Below are 24,913 nucleotides of genomic sequence, written 5' to 3'. Positions count from 1 at the left end.
GAATCGGGCCATGCCAGAGCCCTCTTTCCTTCCGCCGGCGCCGTCCGTGGTGCTGGGCTCCACGTCGCCGTACCGGCGCGAACTGTTGTCACGGTTGAAGCTGCCCTTCGAGGTCGCGGCGCCGGACGTGGACGAGACGGCGCTGCCGGGCGAGGCCCCGGCCGCGTTGGCGCGGCGGCTGGCGCTCGCGAAGGCGCGGGCGGTGGCGGCGCGCTACCCCGAGGCGGCGGTGATCGGCTCCGACCAGGTCGCGGACCTCGACGGCGAGGCGCTGGGCAAGCCCGGCAGCCATGACCGGGCCGTGGCGCAATTGCGCCGGATGCGCGGCCGCACTGTCATCTTTCACACGGCGCTGGCAGTGGTCTGCGCCGCGCGGGGCTTCGAGCAGGCCGACCTCGCGCCGGTCCGGGTCACCTTCCGCAGCTACGACGACGACGAGATCGAGGCCTACCTGCGGTCGGAACAGCCTTACGACTGCGCCGGCAGTGCCCGCAGCGAGGGGCTCGGCATCGCGCTGCTGGAGGCGATCGACAGCGACGACCCGTCCGCGCTGGTCGGCCTGCCCCTGATCCGCACCGCGCGCATGCTGCGAGCCGCCGGGGTGAAGATCCTGTGAGCCGGGGCAGCCACGGCCGCCTCTACCTCGTTCCGGCGCCGCTGGATTTCGGCTGCGCCGTGCAGGGACCGCTGCTGCAGGTGCTCCCGGCCGGGACCATCGAGGTCGCGGCACGCCTGACCCACTGGATCTGCGAGAACGCGAAATCGGCGCGCGCCTTGCTCAAACGGGTCGGCGAGGTGCAGCCGCTAGCCGCCCCCGTTCGCGAGCAGGCGATCGTGGAACTGCCGCGGGACGTGCACAAGAAGGGCGACCACGAAGGCGGGTTCGACGCCCGGCCACTGCTCGCGCCCGCACTGGAAGGACATGACGTCGGCCTGCTCAGCGAAGCCGGGATGCCGGCGGTCGCCGATCCGGGTGCCTCCGTCGTCCGCGCGGCCCATCAACTCGGCGTCGAAGTCGTGCCCCTGGTCGGACCGGCCGCCCTGCTGCTGGCGCTGGCGGGCAGCGGACTGAATGGCCAGAACTTCGCGTTCGTCGGCTACCTGCCGCAGGAAGCGGCGGCTCGCACCCAGCGCCTGCGTGAACTGGAGGCGCTCGCGCTGCGCACCGGCCAGACCCAGATGTTCATCGAGACCCCTTACCGCAACGCGGCGGTGTGGGACGCCCTGCTGAAGGCGCTGCAGCCGGCTACGCGGGTGTGCGTCGCGAGCGGCCTCACGTTGCCCCAGGCCATGGTCCGCACGCTGCCAGTGAACGCCTGGCGCCAGCAGCCGGCACCCGTGGCGAACGACACGCCGGCGGTGTTCGCGATCGGGCGGTAGGAAAGCGGACAGCTGGACAGCCGAACGCAAAAGCCGCAAAGGAGACGCAGAAGCCGCAAAAAGGGACGAGGTGGTCCGGTTCTGCTTCTCCTGCTTTCTTTGCGGCTTCTGCGCTGTTTCTGCGACTTCTGCGTACGGATGTCCGACTTACCGCAGCGACGGCACCGACCGCGCCGCGCGAACGGCGCCCTCGCCCACCGCCGCGCCGAACCGCTTGGCCAGCCGCTCGGCCACGTTCTCGCGGCGGGTGTAGTCCACCAGTTCTTCCGCCTTCACGATCTCGCGGGCCACGAAGTCCAGGTTGCCCAGCTGGTCGGCCAGGCCCAGTTCCACCGCCTGCTGCCCGGTCCAGAACAGCCCGCTGAACAGTTCCGGCGTCTCCTTGAGCCGCTTGCCGCGCCCGGCCTTGACCGCGTCGATGAACTGGCGGTGGATCTGGTTCAGCATCGATTGCGCGTACTCGCGATGGCGTTCGGTCTGGGGGCTGAACGGATCGAGGAAGCCCTTGTTCTCGCCGGCGGTCATCAGGCGGCGCTCGACGCCCAGCTTGTCCATCAGGCCGGTGAAGCCGAAGCCGTCCATCAGCACGCCGATGCTGCCGACGATGCTGGCCTTGTCGACGAAGATGCGGTCGGCCGCCGCCGCGATGTAGTACGCCGCCGAAGCGCAGGACTCCTCGACCACCGCGTACACCGGCTTGTCGTGCTTGGCCCGCAGCCGCCGGATCTCGTCGTTGATGATCCCGGCCTGCACCGGGCTGCCGCCCGGGGAGTTGATCAACAGGACCACGGCCTTCGCGCCCTGGTCCTCGAAGGCGCTGCGCATCGCGGCCACCACATTCTCGGCGCTGGCGTCGGCTTCGGACGCGATCTCACCCTTCAGCTCGACCACCGCCGTGTGCGGCGTGGTCACGTCCGTGCTCGGCGCGCCGCGGTACACCAGCGTCCACACCAGGAAGACGAAGAACGCCAGCCACGCCAGCCGGATGACGCTGCGCCAGCGCCGGGCGCGGCGCTGCTCGTCGAGCGTCGCGAACATGAGCCGTTCGAACGCGGTGCGCTCCAGCACGGCCTCGCGGCTGCCACGCTCGGCTGGAACCGTGTCGGCGCTGGCCCGGGGCTCCGACCCCGATGCCTGGGGCGGTTGCGGCTCATTCATGTCGGAACTCGAGTGGTTTCAGGTTGTAGGCAGTATGCCAGTGCACCACGCCATCGCGCTCGCTGAGCCCGATCTTCACGAGCCCTCCGCGACAGGGCCCGCCGGCGCACGCGCCGGTATCGGGCTGGTAGGTGGCGCCATGGGTGCCGCACAGCAGCCAGCGGCCGGTGTCGTCGAAGAACCGGTTCGGCTGCCAGTCCATCTCCATCGCGACATGGCTGCACCGGTTCAGGTAGGCATGGACCAGGCCCTGGTAGCGGATGGCGAAGGCGCGGCAGGTCTGGCCGCCGTACACCACGTCGAACGGCACGGCGGCGCCGCCGTCCACCAGCTCGCCCGAATTGCACAAGGGGAAGGTTTCGCTCACGGCTCACGCATTGGCGACCAGCCATTCACGCAGGTCGGCGACGGAATGGGCGATGTACAGCGGGTTCAGGCTGTGGAACTCGCCCGGTTCGTGCGCCCCGTAACTGACCCCCACGGCCGGGCAGCCGGCGTTGACTGCCATCTGCAGGTCGTGGGTCGTGTCACCGATCATCAAGGTGCGCTCGGGATCGGTGCCGAACTCGCGCATCAGCTCCTGCAGCATGAGCGGATTCGGCTTGCCGGCGGTTTCGTCGGCGGTCCGCGAGCCGTTGAACGTGCCTTGCAGCTGGACGGTGCGCAGGACGTCGTCCAGCCCGCGCCTGGACTTCCCCGTCGCCACGGCCAGCCAGTGCTGCCGCTGCTTCAGTTCGTCGAGCAGCGCCAGGACGCCCGGGAACAGGCTCAGGTCGTTCTGGCGGGCCAGGTAGTGGTGGCGGTAGCGCTCGCCGAGCTGCGGGTAGCGCTCGGCCGGCACGTCGGGGGCCGCGTGCGCCAGGGCCTGCATCAGGCCCATGCCGATGACGTAGGCGGCCGCCTTGTCCGTCGGTCTCGCGCCGCCGACGTCGATCACCGCCTGCTGGATGCAGCGCACGATGATGGCGGTGGAATCGAACAGCGTGCCGTCCCAGTCGAAGGCGATCAGGTCAAAGCGGCGGGGACGGTGCGGCGGCATGGTCGCGGAATTTCTTCAGTTCGGGGGGGAGCGGGGCCAGCAGTTCGACGCGCTCGCCGGTGGCCGGGTGATCGAACTGTAACCGCCACGCATGCAGGAACATGCGCTTGAGGCCCAGCTTTTGCAAGAGCTTGTTCAGCTCGAAATCGCCGTACTTGTCGTCGCCGGCGATCGGATGCCCTTGCGAGGCGAGGTGGACCCGGATCTGGTGGGTCCGCCCGGTCTTGATCGTGACTTCGAGCAGCGTAAAGATGCCGCCCTCGGCCCCGTGCCCTGCCGCCGGCGGAAGCGGGAGCTTCAACTGCCGCGCCACCTTGACCAGGGTAATCGAGCGCATCCCGTCGGGATCGTCGCGGCCCACGACCTTCACCCTGCGCTCGCCGTCGGCCTGCAGGTACTTGTGCAGCGGCACGTCGATCACCTTCTTGCTGGCCGGCCAGTCGCCCGCCACGAGCGCCAGGTAGGTCTTGCCGGTCTCGCGCTGGCGGAACTGGTCCTGCAGGGCCAGCAGCGCGGACCGCTTCTTGGCCACCAGCAGGATGCCGGAGGTCTCCCGGTCGAGCCGGTGCACGAGTTCCAGCATGCGGGCGGCCGGGCGGGCGCGCCGCAACTGCTCGATGACGCCGAAGCTGACGCCGCTGCCGCCGTGCACGGCCACGCCCGCCGGCTTGTCCACGGCCAGCAGATGCTCGTCCTCCAGCAGGACGGGGAACTCGCGGGCCGGCACCGCCAGCTCCGCCTTCTCCGCCACCGCCTCGGAGATCCTCACCGGGGGCAGGCGCACCGTGTCGCCGGCCGCGACCCGCGTGTCGGCCGCCGCCCGCCCCTTGTTCACCCTTACTTCACCGCTGCGGATGATCCGGTAGACGTGGGTCTTGGGAACGCCCTTGAGCTGGCGAAGCAGGAAGTTGTCGAGGCGCTGCCCGGCGGATTCCTCGTCCACCTGCACCGATTTCGCCCCGCCGGTTGCAGGCGGCGGTCGCGCCCCTATAATCTGTTTCACCGACGTAACGCTGTAAGTGGTTGATTTGGCTTGGAGTTTAGTCCAGGCACTCCACCGGCCACGTTGGCAAGGTCGATGCCACCTCCGCCTGCGAGCGCGCAGATTGCCAGACAGATGCTGGCGATGGCGAGCCGGGCTGGGGTCAAGCGGCACTTTGAAACACCGATACGGAATAAACACTTTCGCGAGCAGCACGCTCGCGAACGGACCAAGGCGAGAACTCCCGATGTTGATGGCGATCCTCATGGCCTGCTGGCGGTGGCTCACAGCCCCGGCCCGCGCCTGGGCGTCGCCGCCACCCCGCGACCCGCGGGTGGGGTCCGCTGCCATCGTGCTGGCGCCACAGCGCCAGCGGGGCAGCCCCTTCTTCGCCCTCCTCCACGCGCCCTTGCCACGCTTGCTGAGTTAGCACTCGGCTCGCACTGGCTCCCAGGCAATTCCATCCGTTTCGAAGCGTCGGCCCGGCATCGTTGACCCCTCCAGGGTCGCATGGTGAGAAGTTGCGGGACGCGCCGGCGGACGGCGTCCCCGCTGCAGCTGCAAGAAAAGGGTGACGCGATGAAGCGGATGCTGATCAACGCCACGCAGGCGGAAGAACGCCGGCTGGCGATCGTCGATGGACAGAAGCTCCTCGACTACGAGATCGAGATCGAAGGGCGCGAACAGCGCAAGGGCAACATCTACAAGGCCGTGGTGACGCGGGTCGAGCCTTCGCTCGAAGCCTGCTTCGTCGACTACGGCGAGGACCGCCACGGCTTCCTGCCGTTCAAGGAAATCTCCAAGAGCTACTTCGCGCAGGGCGTGCCGGTGTCGCAGGCCCGGATCAACGACGTGATCCGCGAAGGCCAGGAACTGCTGGTCCAGGTGGAGAAGGAAGAGCGCGGCAACAAGGGGGCGGCGCTCACCACGTTCATCTCGCTGGCCGGCCGCTACGTGGTGCTCATGCCCAACAACCCGCGCGGCGGCGGCGTGAGCCGGCGCATCGAAGGCGAGGACCGGGCCGAGCTCAAGGAGAACATGGACCAGCTGGAGTACCCGAACGGGATGTCCATCATCGCCCGCACGGCCGGCATCGGCCGCAGCGCGCCCGAGCTGCAGTGGGACCTGAACTACCTGCTGAAGCTGTGGAACGCCATCGACGGCGCCGCCAAGGGCGGCAAGGGCGCCTTCCTGATCTACCAGGAGTCCAGCCTGGTGATCCGCGCCATCCGCGACTACTTCAACAACGACATCGGCGACATCCTGATCGACACGGACGACATCTACGAGCAGGCGCACCAGTTCATGTCGCACGTGATGCCCGAGCACGCGATGCGGGTGAAGCGCTACCGCGACGATGCGCCCCTGTTCTCCAGGTTCCAGATCGAGCACCAGATCGAGTCGGCGTACGCCCGCGAGGTCAAGCTGCCTTCCGGCGGCGTGATCGTGATCGACCACACCGAAGCCCTGGTATCGATCGACGTCAACTCGGCGCGCGCCATCAAGGGCGGCGACATCGAGGAAACCGCCACCCGCACCAACCTGGAAGCGGCCGACGAAGTCGCGCGCCAGATGCGCCTGCGCGACCTCGGCGGCCTGATCGTCATCGACTTCATCGACATGGAGGAGAGCAAGAACCGCCGCGAGGTGGAGAGCCGCCTGCGCGACGCGCTGCGGCAGGACCGCGCCCGGGTGCAGTTCGGCACGATCAGCAAGTTCGGCCTGATGGAGATGAGCCGGCAGCGCCTGCGCCCGGCCCTGTCCGAAGGCGCGTCCGTCCCCTGCCCGCGCTGCGGCGGCCACGGCCACATCCGCGACACGGAAAGCTCCGCGCTGCAGATCCTGCGGATCATCCAGGAAGAATCGATGAAGGACGGCACGGCCGCCGTGCACGTGCAGGTGCCGGTGGAAGTCGCCTCGTTCCTGCTCAACGAGAAGCGCACCGAGATCGCGAAGATCGAGCTGAAGCAGCGGCTGGCGGTGATCATGGTGCCCAACAAGACGCTGGAAACGCCCAACTACCGGCTCGAGCGGCTCAAGCACGACGACCCGCGCCTGGACAACCTGCAGGCCAGCTACCACATGGCGCAGGACTACGAGGACGAGACCACGGTCACGCGCCGCACGCACGAGCGCAGCAACAAGCAGGAGCCTGTGATCAAGGGCGTCCTGCCCGACATGCCCGCGCCCATCGCCGAGCCGAAGCCCGAGCCGGTGAAGGCCGCCGCCCCGGTGCCGACGCCGGCACCGGCCATGGCGGCACCCGCGCCGGTGGCGGCGGAAGGCGGCTTCATGGGCTGGCTCAAGTCGCTGTTCGGCGGGGCGCCCGCCGCTGCGCCGGCGCCGGCCGCGCCCGCTGCCGCACCCGCGGCGAAGGAAGAACGCCGCGAGGGCCGGGGCGAAGGCCGGCGTGGCGGCCGCGGCGATGGCCGCGGCGGGCGTGACGGCGAACGCCAGGGCGGACGGCGCGGCGAGGGCCGCGGCCGGGACGAAGGCCGGCGCGAACGCGCGGCGGCCGAAGGCGCCGAGGGCCAGCCGCCGCGCCGCGAAGGCGAACCGCGTCGTGACGGCGAACAGCGCCGTGGCGACCGGCAGCGCGGCGAGCGCACCGACCGGGGCGAAGGCCGCGGCGACGAGCAGCGCGAAAGCCGTGGCGAGCGCCAGCGCGGCGAGCGCCGTGATGAGCGCCAGGACGGGCGCCAGGCCGCCGAGGGCCAGCCGGCCGAAGCCGGCGCGGTCGAGGCGCGTGGCGAGCGCCAGCCGCGCGGCGAGCGCGGTGAGCGTGGCGAGGGACGCCGCGAGCGCGGTGAACGTGGGGAGCGCGGTGAGCGTGGCGAAGGCCGGCGCGAGCGCGGCGAGCGCCGCGGCGAACGCGGCCCGCGCGAGGCGACGCCGGCCGAAGGCGCGGAGGTCGCGGCCCTGGCCGGGGCGGCAACGTCCGTCGGCGAGGTCGTCGAGAGCGGCGACCAGCAGTTGCCTCCGGCCGCCGACGCCGTCCTCGAGTCGCACACCCACCAGGACGGCAGCCGTGCCGCCGACCAGGGCGACGAGCGTCGCGAGCGCCGCTCGCGCGACCGCTACGGCCGTGACCGCCGCGAGCGCGGCGAGCGGCAGCCGCGCGAAGAGGCCGCCGAGGCCGCAGCCATGACCGAGGCGGCCGAGCCGCTCGACGAGGCGGCGCCGTCGCGGATGCGCTATCCCAGCGCCTTCGCGAGTGACGAGGCAGGCGACGAAGCGCCGGCCGCGCCGCAGGCCCAGCGCCCGCAGGCGCCGCCGGTCGCCCCGCCGCCGGCCGCAGCTGCTCCGGCGCCGGCACCGGCGCCGGCCCCCGCCGGCCTGCCCAGGGTGCAGCCGTTCCAGTTGCCGGTCGACCAGCTGGCGCAGATCGCGGAAGGCTCGGGGCTGCAGTGGGTCAATTCCGATGCGCAGAAGATCGCCGCCGCCCAGGCCGCGATGGCGGCCGAGCCGAAGCCCATCCACGTGCCGCGCGAGCGGCCGCCGGTGGTCGTGGTCGACGAAGGTCCACTGGTGCTGGTGGAAACGAAGCGCGACCTGCGCGAGCTGCGCCTGCCGTTCGAGCAGACCAGCCTGCCGTTGCAGTAATGGATGGGAGGCGCTTTCGGGCGCCTCGCGTCAGGTAATCCAACAGCCGGGACGCAGAAGCCGGCTTCTGCGTCGGCTGCCCGCTTCCGCTTCCTGCCGCCTTCAGGCGCTCGCCGCGCGCTTCCAGGCCTGTTCGGCCGCGGGCTGATCGCCGCGCTCCTCCGCCAGCAGCGCCAGCACGCGCCACGCGTTGCGGTGCAGGACCGGGTCGCGCAGGCTGATCGCCGCCTGGCCCATGAGCTGCTGCGCCTTGCCCCACAGCTGGCGCTTGACGCACGCCACCGCGGCCAGGTACTGCAGCGTCGCGTCGCGCGGGTTCTCGCGGTGCGCGGCCTCGATGCGGGCGAGCCAATCGGCGTCGATCGTCTCCAGCCCCTCCTCCAGCGCGTTCACCAGCTTGACCTTCAGGGGGTCGTCGAGCTGCGCCTGCTGCTCCCAGGCCGGCAGCAGCCACTCGCGCGCCAGGTGCGGGTCGCCGCCGAGCGCCGCCAGCCGCTGCGCGGCGTGGATGGCGAGTTCGGGCATCAGCCGTTCCGCCGGCTCCAACGATTCCCAGGCGCGCTGCAGCTGCGGGACGTCGTGGGCGTCGTTCAGCAGGTCCACCGCCAGCCCCCGCACGATGCTGTGGGCGGCGTCCGGCGAAAACGCACGGTGCTTCGCGAGCAGCCGCGCCGTCTCCAGCGCCTCGCCCGTGTGGCGCGACAGGCGCGCCGCCTTGAGCCGGATGCGCAGGGCCAGCGTGCGCCGCGCGGCGCCCTGCGACAGACCCTTGAGCCAGGTCATCGCGCCTTCCGGGTCGCGGTCCTGCAACGCCCAGCGCGCCGCGCGCATCAGCGCGCCCTCGCGCGTCTCCTGCGCTTCGCGCACCGGGGCGTGGACCAGCGCCTGCTGCAGGTGTTCATCGCGCGCGGCGCGGTCCTGCAGCGCCTGCGCGCTTTCGGCGGCGAGCAGGTGCGCGATCGCGCGGATCTGGGCCGCGTTCGCGAGCTTCTGCTCCGCCGCGCTCAGGGACTTCTCCTGCGCGAGCGACATCTCGGCCGCCTTGCGGGCGCGGATGAAGCGGCCGGCGAGCAGGTGGGAGATCGCATCGAGCAGGGACGCGTGGACGGCGCGTTCCTTCTGCTGGGCCCGCCAGCGCAGCGCCTGCCGCGGCAGGTCGAACAGCGCCGCCAGCGCGCGGAACGCCGCGTGCAGGAAGGCGAAGGCCAGGACCAGCAGCAGCACCACCAGGTTCAACGAGAGATCGACGCGGTACGGCGGCCAGAACAGCGTCACCGTGCCCTGGTTGTTGCCGGCGAACAGCGCGATCGCGACCGCGACGGCGAACAGGGCCAGCAGCCACAATGCGGCTCGCACTGCGGACTACCTTCCCGCGGCGGTCGTCGCCAGGACCGCCAGTGATTCGTCGATGCGCGGCAGTTCCACCGTGCGCAACTGCCCTTGCACCTGCTGGAGCAGGCTCACCGCGGCCTGCGTGCGGCGCGACGACGGATCGAAGTACTTGCGCAGCGCCAGCGCCGCGCCCGCGACGTCGGCCCGGGCGGCCTCGGTCTGCCGCGCCAGCAGGCCCAGCCGCGCGTTCAGCAGCTTCAGCTTGAGGTTCTCGCGCACGAAGAACGCCTGCTCCGGCGCGAGCAGCATCGCCTCGGGCTCGTCGATGCGGCTCACGCGCAGCAGGTTGCGCGCTTCCTCGCGCACCTCGGCCAGCGCGCGCTCCCACCAGGCCGGCGGCGCGGGCCGCTTGCGGGGCGCGGCCGGGGCCGTCGCCTGCGGCCCCACGGTGTTCGCGAGCGGCAGGTCGTCCGCCAGCCGCGCCAGTTCGTCGAGCTTGACCAGCAGCCCCGGGACGTCCGACACGCTCGCCGCGCGGACGCGGTCCATGTCGCGCGCGATCGCCGCCCGGGCTCGCGACAGCCGCGGCTGCCCCGATCGCTCCAGGCGCTGGTCGGCGCTGCGCAGGGCAGCCAGCAGGGGTTCGGCGCTGCCGGTGAGCTGCGCCTGCTGCTGCGCGAGCCGAAGGCCGGATTCGATGTCGACCACCAGGTTCTCGTCACGCGAGCGCGAGAGGCTCTGGATCAGCTCTTCGAGCTGGGAACGCTGCAGCGAGACTTCGGACAGGCGGGTTTCGGTCAGCGCCAGGCGCGCGGCCGTGTCGCGCGCCAGTTCCTGGGCCTGCCGTGCGGCCGCGCGCGCCTCGATCGCGTTGCTGCCGGCGTCGGCGCTCTGGCGGGCGAGCTGTTCCTGGATGTTGGCGAGCTTCTGCCACAGCAGGCCGCTCGCGACGAGCGCGAGCGCCGCCAGGATCGCGCTGAAGTACAGCATTCCGCGCGCCACCACCACGCCGGCGCTGCCGGCCGGCGGGGCGGCAACCGGCTCGGAGATTTCCACCACGGGCACCTGGCTGTCGACGATGGACGGGCTGGGAGGCGGGGAACTCATTGAAACGATTCTAGGACTGCCGTCACACCCTCCACGGAGGGACGTGACTCGCAAACAACACCGAAGCCGGCCTCGCGCGCGGCCTGCGCGATGCGCGGATGCGTGGCGACGGCGCGTGCCGCTTGCCACGACTGGCCGGGAAACAGGCCGCGCAGGTGGCCGATCGCCTCCGAGCTGCTGAAGAGCCACACGCCCCCGTTCGCGCCGGCGAGCGCGTCGGCACGCTGCTCTCCGTCCAGCACCGGCGGCGCCCGCCGGTAGGAGGCGACGGTCTCGACGACCGCGCCGGCCGCCGCCAGCTGGCGGGCGAGCCAGTCGCGCCCGGCGGCCACGCCGCCCGCGTCGCCGCCACGCACGATCAGCACGCGGTCGCCCGCGCGCACCTGCTGGCGCACCTGCGGCCAGAGGGTTTCGGAGTCGAACTGGACGGCATCCGCGCCCGGCGCGTCTATGCACTCGCGCGGCACGCCGGCCGACACCAGGGCGCCCAGCGTGCCGGCCCCGGTGGCCCAGGCCCTGGTCGCGACCGGCCAGCCGGCTCCAGCGGGCGCAGCCGCGAAGAAATGCCGTACCGCGTTGCCGCTCACGAACATGGCGGCGCGGCAGGCTGGAAGGCCCTGCCACGCGCCGCGCAACGGCGCGGCATCGGCGACGGGCGCGATGGCGATGAGCGGCACGGACAACGCATCGAAGCCGCGCAGCCTCAGCTCATCGACCCAGCGCCGCGCCTCGCGTTCCGGACGGGTGACGAAGACGCGCACGGGTCGACGCTACCGCGCGCCGCCCGCGCGCAACTGCGCCGCCACTCCGGTGCCGAGCCGGGCCGCGCTGTCCAGGTCGGCGATCGCCGCCGCCGACTGGGCCCGCACCAGAGGCACCTTGCCGTCGGGGTCGCCCCAGGCGGCGCGCAGCTGCAGGTATTCGCCGGCCACCGTGGCATAGGCCGCCAGCGGCATCGAACAACTGCCGCCCATGGCTCGGCTCACCGCCCGCTCGGCCGCCACGGCGAGCCAGGTCGTCTGGTGGGCGAGCGGCGCCAGCGCGTCGATCACGTCCTGCCGGCCGGCTCGCACCTCGATGCCCAGGGCACCCTGGCCGGCGGCCGGCAGCATCTGTTCCGGTTCGAAGACCTGGCGGATGCGCGGGCCCAGGCCCAGGCGCTTGAGACCCGCCGCCGCCAGCACGATGCCGTCGTAATTGCCTTCGTCCAGCTTGCGCAGCCGGGTGTCGAGGTTGCCGCGCAGCGGCTCGATCCTGAGGTCCGGACGCAGCGATTGCAGCAGGACGACGCGGCGCAGGCTGGACGTGCCGACGATCGCTCCCTGCGGAAGGTCGTCGACACAGGCGTAGCGCGGCGACACGAAGGCGTCGCGCGGATCCTCGCGCTCCATGACGCAGGCCAGCGCGAAGCCTTCCGGCAGGTCCATCGGCACGTCCTTGAGCGAGTGCACCGCCAGGTCCGCCTGCCCCTGCTCCAGGGCCGTTTCGAGTTCCTTGACGAAGAGGCCCTTGCCGCCGACCTTGCTCAGGCTGCGGTCGAGGATCTGGTCGCCCTTGGTGGTCATCCCCAGCAGCGAGACCTCGTGGCCACGCTGCTCGAGCAGCGCCTTCACATGTTCAGCCTGCCACAGCGCGAGGCGGCTTTCGCGGGTGGCGATCACGAGTTTGCTCACGGTCTTGCCTGTTGTCGATCTTCGGGGGAAGGTCGATGCTAGCATGCGCACTGCCCAAAAAATGGGCAGCCCCGAGAGCCACCCCGCCCATGCCCGAGACTCCCGCACCGGCGCGCCGCGCCAAGGACAACGAACGCCCGCTGCGGGAAGACATCCGCCTGCTCGGGCGCATCCTGGGCGACACCGTCCGCGAGCAGGAAGGCGCCGCGGCCTTCGAACTGGTCGAACGCATCCGCAAGCTCTCGGTGGCGTTCCGCCGCGACGCCGACCACGAGGCCGACAAGGCGCTGAAGAGCCTGCTCAAGTCGCTGTCCGGTGCGCAGGCCGTGAGCGTCATCCGGGCCTTCACCTATTTCAGCCACCTGGCGAACCTGGCCGAGGACCGCCACCACATCCGGCGGCGCGAGGTGCACGAGCGCGCCGGCGACGCGCAGGACGGCAGCATCGAGGTGGCGCTGGCGCGGCTGCGCTGGGCCGGCATCTCGCCGCGGATGATTTCGCAGACGCTGGCGCACAGCCACATCTCGCCGGTGCTCACCGCGCATCCGACCGAGGTGCAGCGCAAGAGCATCCTGGACGCCGAGCGCGACATCGCCCGCCTGCTGGCACAGCGCGACGAGATCCGCGCCCGTGCCCAGCCCAGGGATGCGCTGGCCCCGCGCGAACTGGCCGCCAACGAGGCGCAGCTGCGGGCCCGCGTCCTGCAGCTGTGGCAGACGCGGCTGCTGCGCTTCACCAGGCTGACGGTAGAAGACGAGGTCGAGAACGCGCTGAGCTATTACGAGGCGACGTTCCTGCGCGAAATCCCCAGGCTGTACGCCGGGCTCGAGCGCGAGCTCGGCCAGCAGCCGGTGGCGAACTGCCTGCGCATGGGCCAGTGGATCGGCGGCGACCGCGACGGCAACCCGAACGTGGGCGCCCGCGCCCTCGAATACGCGTTGCAGCGCCAGTGCGAAGTGGCGCTGCGGCACTACCTGACCGAGGTCCACTACCTCGGCGGCGAGCTGTCCCTGTCATCGGTGCTGGTCGAGGTCACGCCGGAGATGGCGGCGCTCGCCGACAGCTCCCCCGACACGAACGAGCACCGGCGCGACGAACCCTACCGCCGCGCGCTGGCGGGCATGTACTCGCGCCTGGCCGCGACGCTGAGGGAATTCACGGGCGGCGAGGCGGCGCGCCACGCGGTGCCGCCGCAGAACCCGTACGCCCGAGCCGAGGACTTCCTCGCCGACCTGCGCACGATCGAGGCATCGCTGCGCCTGCACCACGGCGCGGCGCTCATGCAGCAGCGGCTGCACCCGCTGATGCGGGCGGTGGAGGTGTTCGGCTTCCACCTGGCGACGGTGGACCTGCGGCAGAACTCGGACCAGCACGAGGCGGTGCTGGCGGAACTGCTGGCGGTGGCGCGCGTGGAACCGGACTACGCCGCGCTGCCGGAAGAGGCCCGGCGGGACCTGCTGCTGCGCCTGCTGGCCGACGCCCGGCCGCTGCGCGTCATCGGCGCGCAGTATTCGGACCACGCGCAGGGCGAACTCGCCGTCTTCGAGACGGCGCGCCGGCTGCGCGAGCAGTTCGGCCGCGATGCCATCCGCCACTACATCATCAGCCACACCGAGACCGCCAGCGACCTGCTGGAGGTGCTGCTGCTGCAGAAGGAAGTGGGCCTGGTGCGCGGCACGATCGACCAGCAGGCCGTGGCCGAGCTGATCGTGGTGCCGCTGTTCGAGACCATCCAGGACCTGCGCAACGCCGCGACGATCCTGCGCGAGTTCTATTCGCTCCCCGGCATCGCCCGGCTGGTGCAGCGCTCGGGCGGCGAGCAGGACGTCATGCTGGGCTACAGCGACAGCAACAAGGACGGCGGCATCTTCACCAGCAACTGGGAGCTGTTCCGGACCGGCAGCGCCCTGGTCCAGCTGTTCGACGAGATGGCCAGCCGCGGCCCGGGGGCGACCGGCAAAGGTGCCACCGTCGGCCCGGTGACCATCCGCCTGCGCATGTTCCACGGACGCGGCGGCACCGTGGGACGCGGCGGCGGGCCGAGCTACCAGGCGATCCTGGCGCAGCCGCCAGGCACCGTGCGCGGCCAGATCCGCCTCACCGAACAGGGCGAGGTGATCGGCTCCAAGTACGCCAACCCCGAGATCGGCCGGCGCAACCTCGAAACGCTGGTCGCGGCGACCCTGGAAGCCACCTTGCTGCAGCCGGCCAAGCCGGCGCCCAGGTCCTTCCTGGCCGCCGCCGAAAAGCTGTCGGTCGCCAGCATGGCCGCGTACCGCACGCTGGTGTACGACACGCCCGGCTTCACCGACTACTTCTTCGGCGCCACGCCGATCCGCGAGATCGCCGAGCTGAACATCGGCTCGCGTCCGGCGGCCCGCAAGCCATCGCGGCGGATCGAGGACCTGCGGGCGATTCCCTGGAGCTTCAGCTGGGGGCAGTGCCGGCTGACGCTGCCGGGGTGGTACGGCTTCGGCACGGCCGTGGAGCAGTTCCTCCAAGGCGACGGCGCGCAGACGCGGGCCCAGGCCGTGGCGTTGCTGCAGAAGATGTACCGGCACTGGCCGTTCTTTCGCGCCCTGCTGTCCAACATGGACATGGTGCTGGCCAAGAGCGACCTCGCGCTCGCGGCCCGCTACTCCGAGCTGGTGCCGGACGCGCGGCTGCGCAAGCGGATCTTTCCGGCGATCGCCGCGGAATGGCAGCGCACCGCCGAGGCGCTGGCCGCCATCACCGGCGAGAAGCAGCGGCTCGCGTCGAACCCGGCGCTGCAGCGGTCGCTGCGCCATCGCTTTCCCTACATCGACCCGCTGCACCACCTGCAGGTGGAACTGGTGCGCCGCTACCGGGAAGGCTCGGCCGACGAGCACGCCCGGCACGGCATCCACCTGTCGATCAACGGCATTGCGGCCGCCTTGCGCAACACCGGCTGAGGCAGCCCGCGGGCGATCCCGAGGCGGTCAGGCCCGAGTCAGGCGCCGTGCTCGCCGTCGTATTCCCGGCGCAGGTGGACCGGCCGCGCGGCACGCTTGCGCACGCGGATGTTGAGCATCTCGACCGCCACCGAGAACGCCATCGCGAAGTACACGTAGCCCTTGGGCACGTGATGGTCGAAGCCCTCGGCGATGAGCACCACGCCGACCACGACCAGGAACGACAGCGCGAGCATCTTCACCGTGGGGTGCTCGGAAACGAAACGGCCGATGGCCCCGGCGAACAGCATCATCAAACCCACCGAGGCAATGACCGCGGCCATCATCACCGCCAGTTCGTCGACCATGCCCACCGCGGTGATGATCGAGTCGAGCGAGAACACCATGTCGACCACCATGATCTGCAGGATCACCGCGGCCATGGTCGCCTTCACCGCCGACGAGGCATGGCCTTCCTCGCCCTCGAGCGACTGGTGGATCTCGCCAGTGCTCTTCCAGATCAGGAACAGGCCGCCGCCGATCAGGATCAGGTCGCGGCCCGAGATCTCCTCGCCCCACCCCGGCACCGTGAACAGCGGGGCCGTGAGGCCGATGATCCAGGCCAGCACCAGCAGCAGTCCGAGCCGCATGAACATGGCCATGAACAGGCCGACGCGCCGGGCGAATTCGCGCCGCTCGGGCGGCAGCTTGTCCACCAGGATCGAGATGAAGACGATGTTGTCGATGCCAAGCACCAGTTCGAGCGCCGTGAGGGTCGCGAAGGCGATCCACGCCTGCGGGTCGGAGAGCAGTTCGAGCATTGCCAGTTCCTCGCGTCAGGTGCCGAGCAGTTCGCCGATCGGCTTGAGGTCGTCGACCCGGTCGCACACGGCCTTGACCACCATCAGGATCGGGATGCCAAGGAGCAGTCCCCACACGCCCCACAACCAGCCCCAGCCCAGCACGCCGATGAACACGGCGACCGGGTTCATCCGGCCGGCCCTGCTGGTGAGCCAGGGCACGAGCAGGTTGCCTTCCAGCGTGTTGATCAGCAGGGAAACGCCGGCGACGGCCATCGCCATGTTGACCGAGCCGAACTGCACGAAGGCGATCAGGCCGGCGGCGCCGGTCACCAGCACCGACCCGATGTAGGGCACCAGGTTCAGGATGGCCGCGGCGAAACCCCACACCGCTGCGTGCTCCAGCCCCAGCGCCCAGAAGGCGAGCGCGGTGGTCACGCCCACCAGCAGGCTGGCGAACAGCTGCACCAGCAGGTAGCGCTGGATCTGCCCGTGGATTTCGTCGAGCGCCTGCACGGTGATCTTCTTGTCGCTCAAGGTGCGGCCGGTGATCTTCACCAGCTTGCGCCGGAACGTGTCGCCCGAGAGCAGCAGGAAGTAGGTGAGGAAGGTCACCACCGTGATCTGTCCGATGAGGCTCGCCAGGCCCAGGGTGCCGCTCCACAGGTAGTCGCGCAGGTCGAACGCCGGCTTCTCGATCACCACGCGCTGCACGCCGCGTGCCGTCGGGGTGGCGGGGCTGGCCTCCTTCGCCGCCTGTTCCAGTTGCGCCGCCGCCTTCTGCACCGTGCCGAGCGCGCTCTCCTGGCGCCCGTTGTGCGACTTCAGCGAGTCGCGCAGCTTGCGGGCGGCCTGCGGCAGCGACCCGACGAGCTCGTTGGCGTCGTCGCTGAAGGAATACAGCGAGGCGCCGGCCCCGCCCAGGATGCCCAGGATCAGCACCGCGGCGCTGACGGCGCGCGGAACGCGCCAGCGTTCGAGCCAGTCGACGATCGGCGACAACGCGTAACTGAACAGGAATCCCACCATCACCGGGATGAAGAAGGCGGCGGCCCAGTGCAGGATGGCGAGCGATGCGAGGACCGCGAGCATCACCAGGGACATGCTGCGCACGTTGACGGGAACGTGCAGCAGCGCGTGCGAAGGGTCCTCGGGGTCGGCGGCCAGGGGCGCCGCCGCCGGTTTCACTTCCTCGCCTGGTTCTTGCATCGGACTCCCTTGTGTCTGCCGGTGGTGCCGCCGCTCACATCGCGAGCGCCTCGCGCACCGCGCCGAGCTGCCGCCGCGAGACCGCGACGATGTCGTCGACGCCGGTGAGCCGCACCGCCCAGCCCTCGCCCTCTTCCGGATCGTCGTGGCGCTCCAGCGCACGCAGGGCGCGGCGCGCCACCAGGGCATTGCGGTGCACGCGCAGGAAATGCGCGGCATGGCGCTCTTCCAGCTCGCTCAGCGAAGCATCGAGGATATAGCTTCTGGCGCTGGTGCGCACGGTGACGTATTTCAGTTCGGCCTTGAAATACAGCACCTCGTCGATCGGCACGCGCTCCGTGCGTCCGCGGTCGTGTATGAGCAGGGCCTCCGGCGCCGCCGCCGGCGCGTCGCCGCGCGCCAGCACGGCCCGCTGGACCTTCTGTAGCGCCGCCTGCAGCCGTTCGCGGCGCACCGGCTTGGTGAGGTAGTCCAGGGCCTCGAGCTCGAAGGCAGCCACCGCATGTTCCGCGTGCGCGGTCACGAACACCACCGCGGGCGGCCGCGGCATGCCGCGCAGCGCCTGCGCCAGCGCCAGGCCGTCGGCGCCGGGCATGTGGATATCCAGCAGCACGGCGTCCACCGGCTGCCGCAGCAGCAGTTCCATTGCCTGCGCCGCGTTCGCCGCCTCGCCGGCCGGCACCGCCGCCGGTGCATCGCACTCGGCCAGCAGCGTCCGCAGCCGCGCGCGGGCCAGCGCCTCGTCGTCCACCAGCAGCACGTTCAGGGTCATCGCCGTCCTGCCGGCTTCAGGCCGGCACCTCCATGCGCACCTGGTAAATCCCGTTCTGCAGCACCGTCTGGAACTGCGCCTGCACGTCGTGCAGGAGCTGCAGCCGGTCGCGCACGTTGGCCTGCGCCACGCCGTTGCCCCCCCGCCCCTGCCCCGCCGGGACCGTGTTCGTCACCTTGATGACCACGCTGCCGCCGCGGCGCTGGGTGCTGATCTTCACCTGCGCGCCCTGCGGGCTCGGCTCGACGCCGTGCTTGACGGCATTCTCCACCAGCGGCTGCAGCAGCAGGGGCGGCACGCGGGCGCCGCCCGCGCGCGGATCGAGCGACCATTCCACCTGCAGCCGGTCGCCGAACCGCACCTGCTCGATGGCCAGGTAGCGCCGGGCGAGGCCGATCTCGTCGGCGAGCGTCACCGATTCGGTGCGCGCGGCCAGGGCGTGGCGGAAGAGGTCGCTCAGGTCCTCGAGGATCGCCTCGGCGCGGGCCGGGTCCTCGCGCACCAGGGCGATCGCGCTGTTCAGGGTGTTGAACAGGAAGTGCGGCCGGATGCGGGCCTGCAGCTCCGCCAGTTGCGCGGCGGTATCGGCCGGCATCCGGCCCTTGGCCCGCAGGACCAGGGCCGTCACGAGCGCGGCGGCGAGCAAGGCCCCGGTGACCGCGGACGCCACCCACGGCACGCCGGCTTGCAGGAGGTCGCCGAGCGCGACCAAGGCGCAGCCGAAGGCGCCGGCCAGCGCGCCCAGCACCACGCCGAAAGCGTGCTGCACCCGCGGCCGCAGCCGCGCCAGCACGTTCTTGAGGCTGCAGGCGACGACCAGCCAGGCGAGCGTGCCCGGCAGCGCCGCGCCGCTCAGGAACGCCATCCGCCACAGCCAGTCGACCGGGCTGGCCGCACCGAACATGGCACCGGCGCCGATGACGCCCTCGACGAACAGCACGGCCCGCAGCACCACGCCGACGTGGCAGGCGTCGAAGACCAGGACCGGTGCCGGGGCGGCCGCGGCCGGCCGGCCCGGGAGGTCATGGAACGCCGATAGAATTTGGGAATCCTTCATAGCGGGACGTCTGCTTCGTCCCCATTATTGGTGATCCCAGCCTTTCCATGGCCTTCCGGCCGTCGCGGACAGGCGGCACCGCCCCCGAACCATGAGCCAACTCGAACAGAAATCCAGCAGCTGGTCGGCGCTGTTCGCCGAGCCGATGAACGAGCTGGTGAAGCGCTACACCGCCAGCGTCTTCTTCGACCGGCGCCTGTGGCGCGCCGACATCGAGGGCTCCCTCGCCCATGCCCGCATGCTCGCGGCGCAGGGGATCCTGGCCGCCGCCGACCTGCAGGCGATCGAAGCCGGCATGGCGCAGATCGCCGGCGAGATCGAATCCGGCCAGTTCGAATGGAAACTGGACCTGGAAGACGTCCACCTGAACATCGAGGCGCGCCTGACCCAGCTGGCCGGAGACGCCGGCAAGCGCCTGCACACCGGCCGCAGCCGCAACGACCAGGTGGCCACCGACGTGCGCCTGTGGCTGCGCGGCGAGATCGACCTGATCGCCGGCCTGCTCGCGCAGCTCCAGGGCGCCCTGCTGGACCTGGCCGAGCGCAATACCGACGTGATCCTGCCGGGGTTCACCCACCTGCAGGTGGCGCAGCCCGTGAGCTTCGGCCACCACATCCTCGCCTACGTGGAGATGTTCAGCCGCGACGCCGAGCGGTTCACCGAAGTGCGCGCGCGCGTCAACCGGCTGCCGCTGGGCGCCGCCGCGCTGGCCGGCACCAGCTACCCGCTCGATCGTGAAAGCGTCGCCCGGGCGCTGGGCATGGAGGGCGTGTGCCAGAACTCGATCGACGCCGTGAGCGACCGTGACTTCGCGATCGAGTTCACGGCGGCGGCCTCCCTGGCCATGGTCCACATCAGCCGCTTCTCCGAGGAACTGGTGCTCTGGATGAGCCAGAACTTCGGCTTCATCCGGATCCCGGACGGCTTCACGACCGGCTCGTCGATCATGCCGCAGAAGAAGAACCCTGACGTGCCGGAACTGGCGCGCGGCAAGACCGGGCGCGTGGTGGGACACCTGATGGGCCTGATCACGCTCATGAAGGGCCAGCCGCTCGCCTACAACAAGGACAACCAGGAAGACAAGGAGCCACTGTTCGACACGGTGGACACGCTGAAGGACACGCTGCGGATCTTCGCCGACATGGTGGCCGGCATCAGCACGGTGCCCGAGGCCATGGAGCGCGCGGCGCTGCGCGGCTACGCCACCGCGACCGACCTGGCCGACTACCTGGTCAAGAAGGGCGTGCCGTTCCGCGACGCGCACGAGACGGTGGCCCATGCGGTCAAGACCGCGATGGCGCAGCAGGTGGACCTGTCGCAGCTGCAGCTGGCCGACCTGCAGCGGTTCAATCCCGCCATCGGCCAGGACGTGTACGAGGTGCTGTCGCTGCGCGGCTCGCTGAACGCCCGCGACATCCTGGGCGGCACGGCGCCGGCGCAGGTGCGGGCGCAGGTCGCGCGGCACCGGGCGCGGCTCGCCTGATGGCATCCCGCAGAACGAGAACAACGAGGAGAGACCGGCCTTGACAGTGATCACCAGCATCGAGGACCTGCGCGTCCTGGCGCAGCGGCGCGTGCCGCGCATGTTCTACGACTACGCCGACACCGGTTCCTGGACCGAGAGCACCTATCGCGCGAACGAAGCCGATTTCGACAAGATCCTGCTGCGCCAGCGGGTCGCCGTGAACCTGGAGAACCGCACCACGCGCACGACGATGGTCGGCCAGCCGGTGGCGATGCCGGTCGCGATCGCGCCGGTGGGCCTCACCGGCATGCAGCACGCGGACGGCGAGATCCTGGTCGCCCGCGCGGCGAAGAAGTTCGGCATTCCGTTCACGCTGTCCACCATGAGCATCTGCTCGATCGAGGACGTCGCGCAGGCCACCGGCAACCATCCCTTCTGGTTCCAGCTGTACGTGATGCGCGACCGCGATTTCATCGAGCGCCTGATCGACCGCGCCAAGGCGGCCAACTGCTCGGCGCTGGTCGTGACGCTGGACCTGCAGATCATCGGCCAGCGCCACAAGGACCTGAAGAACGGCCTGTCCGCGCCGCCCAAACTGACGCTGCCCAACATCCTGAACATGATGACCAAGCCGCGCTGGTGCATGGGCATGCTGGGCACGCCGCGCCGCGAGTTCCGCAACATCGTCGGCCACGTGAAGGGCGTGGAGAACATGGGATCGCTGTCGGAGTGGACGGCCAGGCAGTTCGACCCGGCGCTGTCGTGGGCGGACGTCGAATGGATCAAGAAGCGCTGGGGCGGCACGCTGATCCTCAAGGGCATCCAGGACGTGGAGGATGCGCGGCTGGCCGTCGACAGCGGCGCCGACGCGCTGATCGTTTCGAACCACGGCGGCCGCCAGCTCGATGGCGCGCCTTCGTCCATTTCCGCACTGCCGGAGATCGTCGAGGCAGTCGGCCACAGGATCGAGGTCCACATGGACGGCGGGATCCGGTCCGGCCAGCACGTGCTCAAGGCGGTGGCCCTGGGCGCCAAGGGCACTTACATCGGCCGGGCGATGGTGTACGGCCTGGGGGCGATGGGCGAAGCCGGCGTCGAGGCCGCGCTGAAGATCATCCACAAGGAGCTGGACCTGACGATGGCCTTCTGCGGCCGCACCGACATCAACACGGTCGATCGCAGCATCCTGATGCCCGGCAGGTACTGAACGTCACCGGCTGGCGGCCTCCGCGGCCGGGCTGCCCTTGTCGAAGACCACGCGCCACTGTCCCGGCGCCTCGAGGCGCCACACCGAGGTGAAGCGGGCCACCAGCTTGCCGGCCGGATCGCGCACCGGCCCGGAACTGAGCGCCAGGTCGCCGGACGCGAGGACCTCGACCTCGGCCGGCTCCCAGGAAAACGGCGCCTGCGCGCCCTCGTAGAAGCGCGCCCACCACGCGACCACCTGCTCCTTGCCCCGCAGCGGCGTCGGACCTGAGAAAAAGACCGCTTCGTCCGAGACGAACCCGGCGAACGCGCGCAGGTCGCGGTCGGCCATGGTCTTCGCGAAGGCGCGCTCGACCTCCATGACCTGCCGCCGCAGTTCGTCGTTGCCGAGGGCGCCGCCCCCACCCTGCGCCATGGCCAGGGTGCATGCCGAGAGCGCGGCGCCGCCCGCCGCCCACCAGATCGATCGTGCCATGCCTGTCTCCGTTCGTCCGTTCTTGCGAAAATCCAGATTGTGACCAAGCTCCGCCGCATCGCCCACCTCGACATGGACGCCTTCTTCGCGTCGGTGGAGTTGCTGCGGTATCCGCAGTTGCGCGGGCTGCCGGTGGTGATCGGCGGCGGCCGGCGCTCCGTCGACGACGCGGTGCTGCAGGCCCACGCCGATCTTCCCCTGAGCGAGATCCCGGCGGCGGCATTCCCGCTGCTGCGCGATTACGTGGGCCGCGGGGTGATCACCACGGCCACCTATCCCGCCCGCCAGTTCGGCGTCGGCTCGGCGATGGGCATGATGAAGGCGGCGAAACTGTGCCCGCAGGCGATCGTGCTGCCGGTCGACTTCGACGAGGTGCGCCGCTTCTCGCGCCTGTTCAAGAGCACCATCGCCGAGATCGCCCCGGTCGTCGAGGACCGCGGGATCGACGAGGTCTACATCGATTTCACGGACGTGCCCGGCGGCCAGCGCGAAGGGGGCCGGGTCCTGGCGCGCCTGATCCAGCGCGCCATCTTCGAGCGCACCGGCCTCACCTGCTCGCTGGGCGTGGCGCCGAACAAGCTCGTGGCGAAGATGGCCAGCGAGTTCAACAAGCCCAACGGCATCTCCATCGTGTACGAGGCCGACATCGCGTCGAAGATCTGGCCGCTGCCGGCGCGCAAGATCAACGGCATCGGACCGAAGACCGACGCCCGGCTGGCCGGACTGCACCTGCACACCATCGGCGACATCGCCGCGCAGCCCCTGGACTGGCTGATCGACAATTTCGGGTCGGGGACCGGTCAGTGGCTGCATGACGCGGCGTGGGGCCGCGACGACCGGCCGGTGGTCACCGAGAGCGAGCCGGTCTCGATGAGCCGCGAGACGACGTTCGAGCGCGACCTGCATGCCGTGCGCGACCGCGCCGAGCTCGGCGAGGTGTTCACGCAGCTGTGCCTGCAGGTCGCGGCCGACCTGCAGCGCAAGGGGTACGCCGGCAAGACCATCGGCATCAAGTTGCGCTACGACGATTTCCGCACCGCCACGCGCGACTCCACCATCGAATACGCGACCGCGGACGCGGCCACCATCCGACGGGTCGCGGGGCAGTGCCTCAAGCGGGTCGATCTCGGGCGCCGCCTGCGGCTGCTGGGCGTGCGCGTCGGCAAGCTGGTGAAGGCCGGCGCCGCGGACGCAACGGCGACGGCCGTGCGCGTGCAGGAACCGCAGCCGGCCTGGACCCCGGACCTCTTCGGCCAATGAAGGCGGGCGCGCCGCTGTTCACTTGACGGCGTCCTACCGGCGCGACCGCTTTCGCCTTACACCAGCGCGGCCGTAGCCGGCTTACCTTCGGTCTCAATACCACTTTCAGGGGTTCGAGATGAAACGACAGCTGCGAAACCACGTGGCGGCGCTGTGCCTGCTGGCGCCGGCCGCCTTCACCTTCACCGCACTCCCAGGCACCGCGGTCGCCAAGCCAGCGGCGCCTGAAGTGCACTCGCTCGAGGTCACGAGCGACAACGGCGTCAATCCCGGATCGCACCTGCGCTTCACGGTGGAAGGCACGCCGCGCGCCCGCGCCAGCATCCGCATCCGCGGCGTGCGCGAGCCGATCGCGCTGCGCGAGACCGCCCGCGGCGTCTACACCGGCGAGTACACGGTGCGCCGCAGCGACGACATCGACACCGGCGACAAGATCCGCGCCATCCTGCGCCACGGCAACCGCACGGTGACGGCCAGCTACGACGTGCCACCGGGGCTGCGGACCGCCGCGGTCGCCCCGCCGCCGCTGCGGATCGAGCGTTTCCAGGTGTCCACGCTCGAACGCGTCCAGCCGGGGGCCGAGATCAACTTCACCATCGAAGGCGCGCCCGGCGCCACGGCGCTCGTCAGCCTGCCTGGCGTGCCCAACCCCGTCCAGCTGCGCGAGGTCCGGCCCGGGCAATATGAAGGCAGTTACACCATCCGGCGCGCCGACCGGCTCGATCCCAATGGCCGCGTGGTCGCCACGCTGCGCGCCGGCAACCGTGCCGTCACGGCCAACCTGAACCACCCGCTGGTGGTGGCCGACAACCGCGCCGAGCCGGACAACCGCGCGCCGGTGGTGCGTGACCTGTCGCCGCGAGAAGGCGAAGTCGTCGCCGGCGCGCCCACGGTGGTGTCGGGGCGCTTCGGCGACCGCGGCGGCAGCGGCGTCGACCCGGAAAGCGTGCGCATCATGCTGTCGGGCCGCAACGTGACCGGCGACGCGGACATCAATCCGCGCTCCTTTACCTACCGGGCGCCCCTGCCTGCGGGCCGCCACACCGTGGACGTGACGGCGCGTGACCGTGCGGGCAATACGATCCGGCGCAGCTGGAGCTTCGAAGTCGCAAGCGCGCCCAGCAACGTGCCGATCCGCATCCTCAGCCACACCGACAAGGCGCAGGTGGACGGCAACGTCACGCACGTCCGTGGCCGTGCGGCGCCCCACGCCTCGGTCAATGTGCGGGTCGACGCGGTCCCGCCGGTCGTCGGTCAGTTCGGCGTGGCGCAGCAGGTGTTCTCGCGCACGCTGCAGGCCGATCGCGACGGCGAGTTCGAATTCAGCTTCACGTCCCCGTTCCCGGTTCCGGGCACGCGCTACGACATCCAGATGACCGCCACCAAGGCGGACGTCACGAACGAGGCGCGGCTGACGCTGTTCCAGCGCCAGGGCTGAACCGGCACGCCTGTCGCCCGCTTGGCAGGCGCGGCAGCAGGCGGG

21 protein-coding genes are annotated in these 24,913 nt (G+C 70.8%); 8 read left to right on the top strand and 13 right to left on the bottom strand.

Features of this window, described 5'->3' with window-relative positions; genetic code table 11:
• Positions 1-10: 10 nt before the first annotated feature.
• Both RAMLITH_RS24540 and RAMLITH_RS24535 read left to right on the top strand, forming a co-directional pair.
• Positions 11-616 (top strand): Maf family nucleotide pyrophosphatase, encoded by a 606-nt coding sequence (locus RAMLITH_RS24540; RefSeq protein WP_168110081.1) that lies wholly within the window; start codon positions 11-13, stop codon positions 614-616.
• Positions 613-1,380, top strand: a complete 768-nt coding sequence (locus tag RAMLITH_RS24535; protein ID WP_168110080.1) for an SAM-dependent methyltransferase — start codon at positions 613-615, stop codon at positions 1,378-1,380. The genes RAMLITH_RS24540 and RAMLITH_RS24535 overlap by 4 nt, the downstream gene beginning before the upstream one ends.
• Positions 1,381-1,527: 147 nt before the next feature.
• On the opposite strand, the gene RAMLITH_RS24530 is transcribed toward RAMLITH_RS24535, so the two are convergent.
• From RAMLITH_RS24530 to RAMLITH_RS24515, 4 genes are read right to left on the bottom strand one after another with little or no spacing between them, the layout of a single operon-like run.
• Entirely contained in the window at positions 1,528-2,538 is a 1,011-nt protein-coding gene (locus tag RAMLITH_RS24530) for a S49 family peptidase (protein ID WP_168110079.1), read from the bottom strand.
• Positions 2,531-2,905, bottom strand: a complete 375-nt coding sequence (locus RAMLITH_RS24525) for a Rieske 2Fe-2S domain-containing protein (protein WP_168110078.1) — start codon at positions 2,903-2,905, stop codon at positions 2,531-2,533. The genes RAMLITH_RS24530 and RAMLITH_RS24525 overlap by 8 nt, the downstream gene beginning before the upstream one ends.
• Positions 2,906-2,908: 3 nt before the next feature.
• Positions 2,909-3,577: an HAD family hydrolase gene (locus tag RAMLITH_RS24520; protein ID WP_168110077.1), complete on the bottom strand. Its 669-nt coding sequence runs from the start codon at positions 3,575-3,577 to the stop codon at positions 2,909-2,911.
• Complete coding sequence (locus RAMLITH_RS24515) at positions 3,549-4,580, bottom strand: RluA family pseudouridine synthase (protein ID WP_168110120.1); 1,032 nt, start codon at positions 4,578-4,580, stop codon at positions 3,549-3,551. Before RAMLITH_RS24515 ends, RAMLITH_RS24520 begins: the two co-directional genes overlap by 29 nt.
• A gap of 558 nt (positions 4,581-5,138) precedes the next feature.
• Between RAMLITH_RS24515 and RAMLITH_RS24510 the strand changes: the two genes are divergently transcribed.
• Complete coding sequence (locus RAMLITH_RS24510; protein WP_168110076.1) at positions 5,139-8,162, top strand: Rne/Rng family ribonuclease; 3,024 nt, start codon at positions 5,139-5,141, stop codon at positions 8,160-8,162.
• Positions 8,163-8,264: 102 nt separating this feature from the next.
• On the opposite strand, the gene RAMLITH_RS24505 is transcribed toward RAMLITH_RS24510, so the two are convergent.
• Genes RAMLITH_RS24505 through hemC form a run of 4 tightly spaced genes read right to left on the bottom strand, consistent with a single transcriptional unit; the run spans position 8,265 to position 12,319 of the window.
• Positions 8,265-9,518, bottom strand: coding sequence for a heme biosynthesis HemY N-terminal domain-containing protein (locus RAMLITH_RS24505; protein ID WP_168110075.1), 1,254 nt, complete (start codon positions 9,516-9,518; stop codon positions 8,265-8,267).
• A gap of 6 nt (positions 9,519-9,524) precedes the next feature.
• A complete protein-coding gene (locus RAMLITH_RS24500) occupies positions 9,525-10,601 on the bottom strand; it encodes a uroporphyrinogen-III C-methyltransferase (RefSeq protein ID WP_168110074.1) in 1,077 nt (358 codons plus the stop codon).
• On the bottom strand, positions 10,598-11,362 hold the full coding sequence (locus tag RAMLITH_RS24495) for a uroporphyrinogen-III synthase (protein ID WP_168110073.1): 765 nt from the start codon (positions 11,360-11,362) through the stop codon (positions 10,598-10,600). Before RAMLITH_RS24495 ends, RAMLITH_RS24500 begins: the two co-directional genes overlap by 4 nt.
• 9 nt (positions 11,363-11,371) lie before the next feature.
• Positions 11,372-12,319 (bottom strand): hydroxymethylbilane synthase, encoded by a 948-nt coding sequence (hemC, locus tag RAMLITH_RS24490; RefSeq protein WP_168110072.1) that lies wholly within the window; start codon positions 12,317-12,319, stop codon positions 11,372-11,374.
• Positions 12,320-12,363: 44 nt separating this feature from the next.
• Here hemC and ppc point away from each other — a divergent pair, with 44 nt between their 5' ends.
• Positions 12,364-15,207 (top strand): phosphoenolpyruvate carboxylase, encoded by a 2,844-nt coding sequence (gene ppc, locus RAMLITH_RS24485; protein WP_168110071.1) that lies wholly within the window; start codon positions 12,364-12,366, stop codon positions 15,205-15,207.
• A 38-nt stretch (positions 15,208-15,245) separates the two neighbouring features.
• On the opposite strand, the gene RAMLITH_RS24480 is transcribed toward ppc, so the two are convergent.
• Genes RAMLITH_RS24480 through RAMLITH_RS24465 form a run of 4 tightly spaced genes read right to left on the bottom strand, consistent with a single transcriptional unit; the run spans position 15,246 to position 19,024 of the window.
• Positions 15,246-16,007 (bottom strand): TerC family protein, encoded by a 762-nt coding sequence (locus RAMLITH_RS24480; protein ID WP_168110070.1) that lies wholly within the window; start codon positions 16,005-16,007, stop codon positions 15,246-15,248.
• Positions 16,008-16,022: 15 nt separating this feature from the next.
• Complete coding sequence (locus RAMLITH_RS24475; protein WP_168110069.1) at positions 16,023-17,195, bottom strand: AI-2E family transporter; 1,173 nt, start codon at positions 17,193-17,195, stop codon at positions 16,023-16,025.
• Between the two features lie 34 nt (positions 17,196-17,229).
• The gene (locus RAMLITH_RS24470; RefSeq protein ID WP_181017817.1) at positions 17,230-17,967 is read right to left on the bottom strand and encodes a LytR/AlgR family response regulator transcription factor; all 738 of its coding nucleotides are present in this window, start codon (positions 17,965-17,967) and stop codon (positions 17,230-17,232) included.
• 16 nt (positions 17,968-17,983) lie between these two features.
• Positions 17,984-19,024 carry a sensor histidine kinase gene (locus RAMLITH_RS24465; RefSeq protein WP_168110068.1) on the bottom strand — a complete coding sequence of 347 codons (1,041 nt, stop codon included), beginning with the start codon at positions 19,022-19,024 and terminating at the stop codon, positions 17,984-17,986.
• A gap of 91 nt (positions 19,025-19,115) precedes the next feature.
• Here RAMLITH_RS24465 and argH point away from each other — a divergent pair, with 91 nt between their 5' ends.
• Both argH and RAMLITH_RS24455 read left to right on the top strand, forming a co-directional pair.
• Positions 19,116-20,507: an argininosuccinate lyase gene (argH, locus tag RAMLITH_RS24460; RefSeq protein WP_168110067.1), complete on the top strand. Its 1,392-nt coding sequence runs from the start codon at positions 19,116-19,118 to the stop codon at positions 20,505-20,507.
• Between the two features lie 40 nt (positions 20,508-20,547).
• The gene (locus tag RAMLITH_RS24455; protein ID WP_168110066.1) at positions 20,548-21,696 is read left to right on the top strand and encodes an alpha-hydroxy acid oxidase; all 1,149 of its coding nucleotides are present in this window, start codon (positions 20,548-20,550) and stop codon (positions 21,694-21,696) included.
• Between the two features lie 3 nt (positions 21,697-21,699).
• On the opposite strand, the gene RAMLITH_RS24450 is transcribed toward RAMLITH_RS24455, so the two are convergent.
• Positions 21,700-22,170: a YybH family protein gene (locus tag RAMLITH_RS24450; protein WP_238344381.1), complete on the bottom strand. Its 471-nt coding sequence runs from the start codon at positions 22,168-22,170 to the stop codon at positions 21,700-21,702.
• A 72-nt stretch (positions 22,171-22,242) separates the two neighbouring features.
• Here RAMLITH_RS24450 and RAMLITH_RS24445 point away from each other — a divergent pair, with 72 nt between their 5' ends.
• Both RAMLITH_RS24445 and RAMLITH_RS24440 read left to right on the top strand, forming a co-directional pair.
• Complete coding sequence (locus tag RAMLITH_RS24445) at positions 22,243-23,430, top strand: Y-family DNA polymerase (protein WP_168110117.1); 1,188 nt, start codon at positions 22,243-22,245, stop codon at positions 23,428-23,430.
• A gap of 118 nt (positions 23,431-23,548) precedes the next feature.
• Positions 23,549-24,868 carry an Ig-like domain-containing protein gene (locus RAMLITH_RS24440; protein WP_168110065.1) on the top strand — a complete coding sequence of 440 codons (1,320 nt, stop codon included), beginning with the start codon at positions 23,549-23,551 and terminating at the stop codon, positions 24,866-24,868.
• Positions 24,869-24,913: the final 45 nt, after the last annotated feature.

The sequence above is a fragment of the Ramlibacter lithotrophicus genome, from assembly GCF_012184415.1.
In the GTDB taxonomy this organism is placed as follows: Bacteria; Pseudomonadota; Gammaproteobacteria; order Burkholderiales; family Burkholderiaceae_C; genus Ramlibacter; species Ramlibacter lithotrophicus.
Note: the sequence above shows the minus strand (reverse complement) of the source record. Positions and strands in the feature narration are given on the sequence as shown.

Coding starts and splice junctions, on each gene's coding strand:
- RAMLITH_RS24540 (WP_168110081.1), top strand. CDS start 11: ATGCCAGAGCCCTCTTTCCTTCCGCCGGCGCCGTCCGTGGTGCTGGGC.
- RAMLITH_RS24530 (WP_168110079.1), bottom strand. CDS start 2,538: ATGAATGAGCCGCAACCGCCCCAGGCATCGGGGTCGGAGCCCCGGGCC.
- RAMLITH_RS24520 (WP_168110077.1), bottom strand. CDS start 3,577: ATGCCGCCGCACCGTCCCCGCCGCTTTGACCTGATCGCCTTCGACTGG.
- RAMLITH_RS24510 (WP_168110076.1), top strand. CDS start 5,139: ATGAAGCGGATGCTGATCAACGCCACGCAGGCGGAAGAACGCCGGCTG.
- RAMLITH_RS24500 (WP_168110074.1), bottom strand. CDS start 10,601: ATGAGTTCCCCGCCTCCCAGCCCGTCCATCGTCGACAGCCAGGTGCCC.
- hemC (WP_168110072.1), bottom strand. CDS start 12,319: ATGCTAGCATCGACCTTCCCCCGAAGATCGACAACAGGCAAGACCGTG.
- ppc (WP_168110071.1), top strand. CDS start 12,364: ATGCCCGAGACTCCCGCACCGGCGCGCCGCGCCAAGGACAACGAACGC.
- RAMLITH_RS24480 (WP_168110070.1), bottom strand. CDS start 16,007: ATGCTCGAACTGCTCTCCGACCCGCAGGCGTGGATCGCCTTCGCGACC.
- RAMLITH_RS24475 (WP_168110069.1), bottom strand. CDS start 17,195: ATGCAAGAACCAGGCGAGGAAGTGAAACCGGCGGCGGCGCCCCTGGCC.
- RAMLITH_RS24470 (WP_181017817.1), bottom strand. CDS start 17,967: ATGACCCTGAACGTGCTGCTGGTGGACGACGAGGCGCTGGCCCGCGCG.
- RAMLITH_RS24465 (WP_168110068.1), bottom strand. CDS start 19,024: ATGAAGGATTCCCAAATTCTATCGGCGTTCCATGACCTCCCGGGCCGG.
- argH (WP_168110067.1), top strand. CDS start 19,116: ATGAGCCAACTCGAACAGAAATCCAGCAGCTGGTCGGCGCTGTTCGCC.
- RAMLITH_RS24450 (WP_238344381.1), bottom strand. CDS start 22,170: ATGGCACGATCGATCTGGTGGGCGGCGGGCGGCGCCGCGCTCTCGGCA.
- RAMLITH_RS24445 (WP_168110117.1), top strand. CDS start 22,243: ATGGACGCCTTCTTCGCGTCGGTGGAGTTGCTGCGGTATCCGCAGTTG.
- RAMLITH_RS24440 (WP_168110065.1), top strand. CDS start 23,549: ATGAAACGACAGCTGCGAAACCACGTGGCGGCGCTGTGCCTGCTGGCG.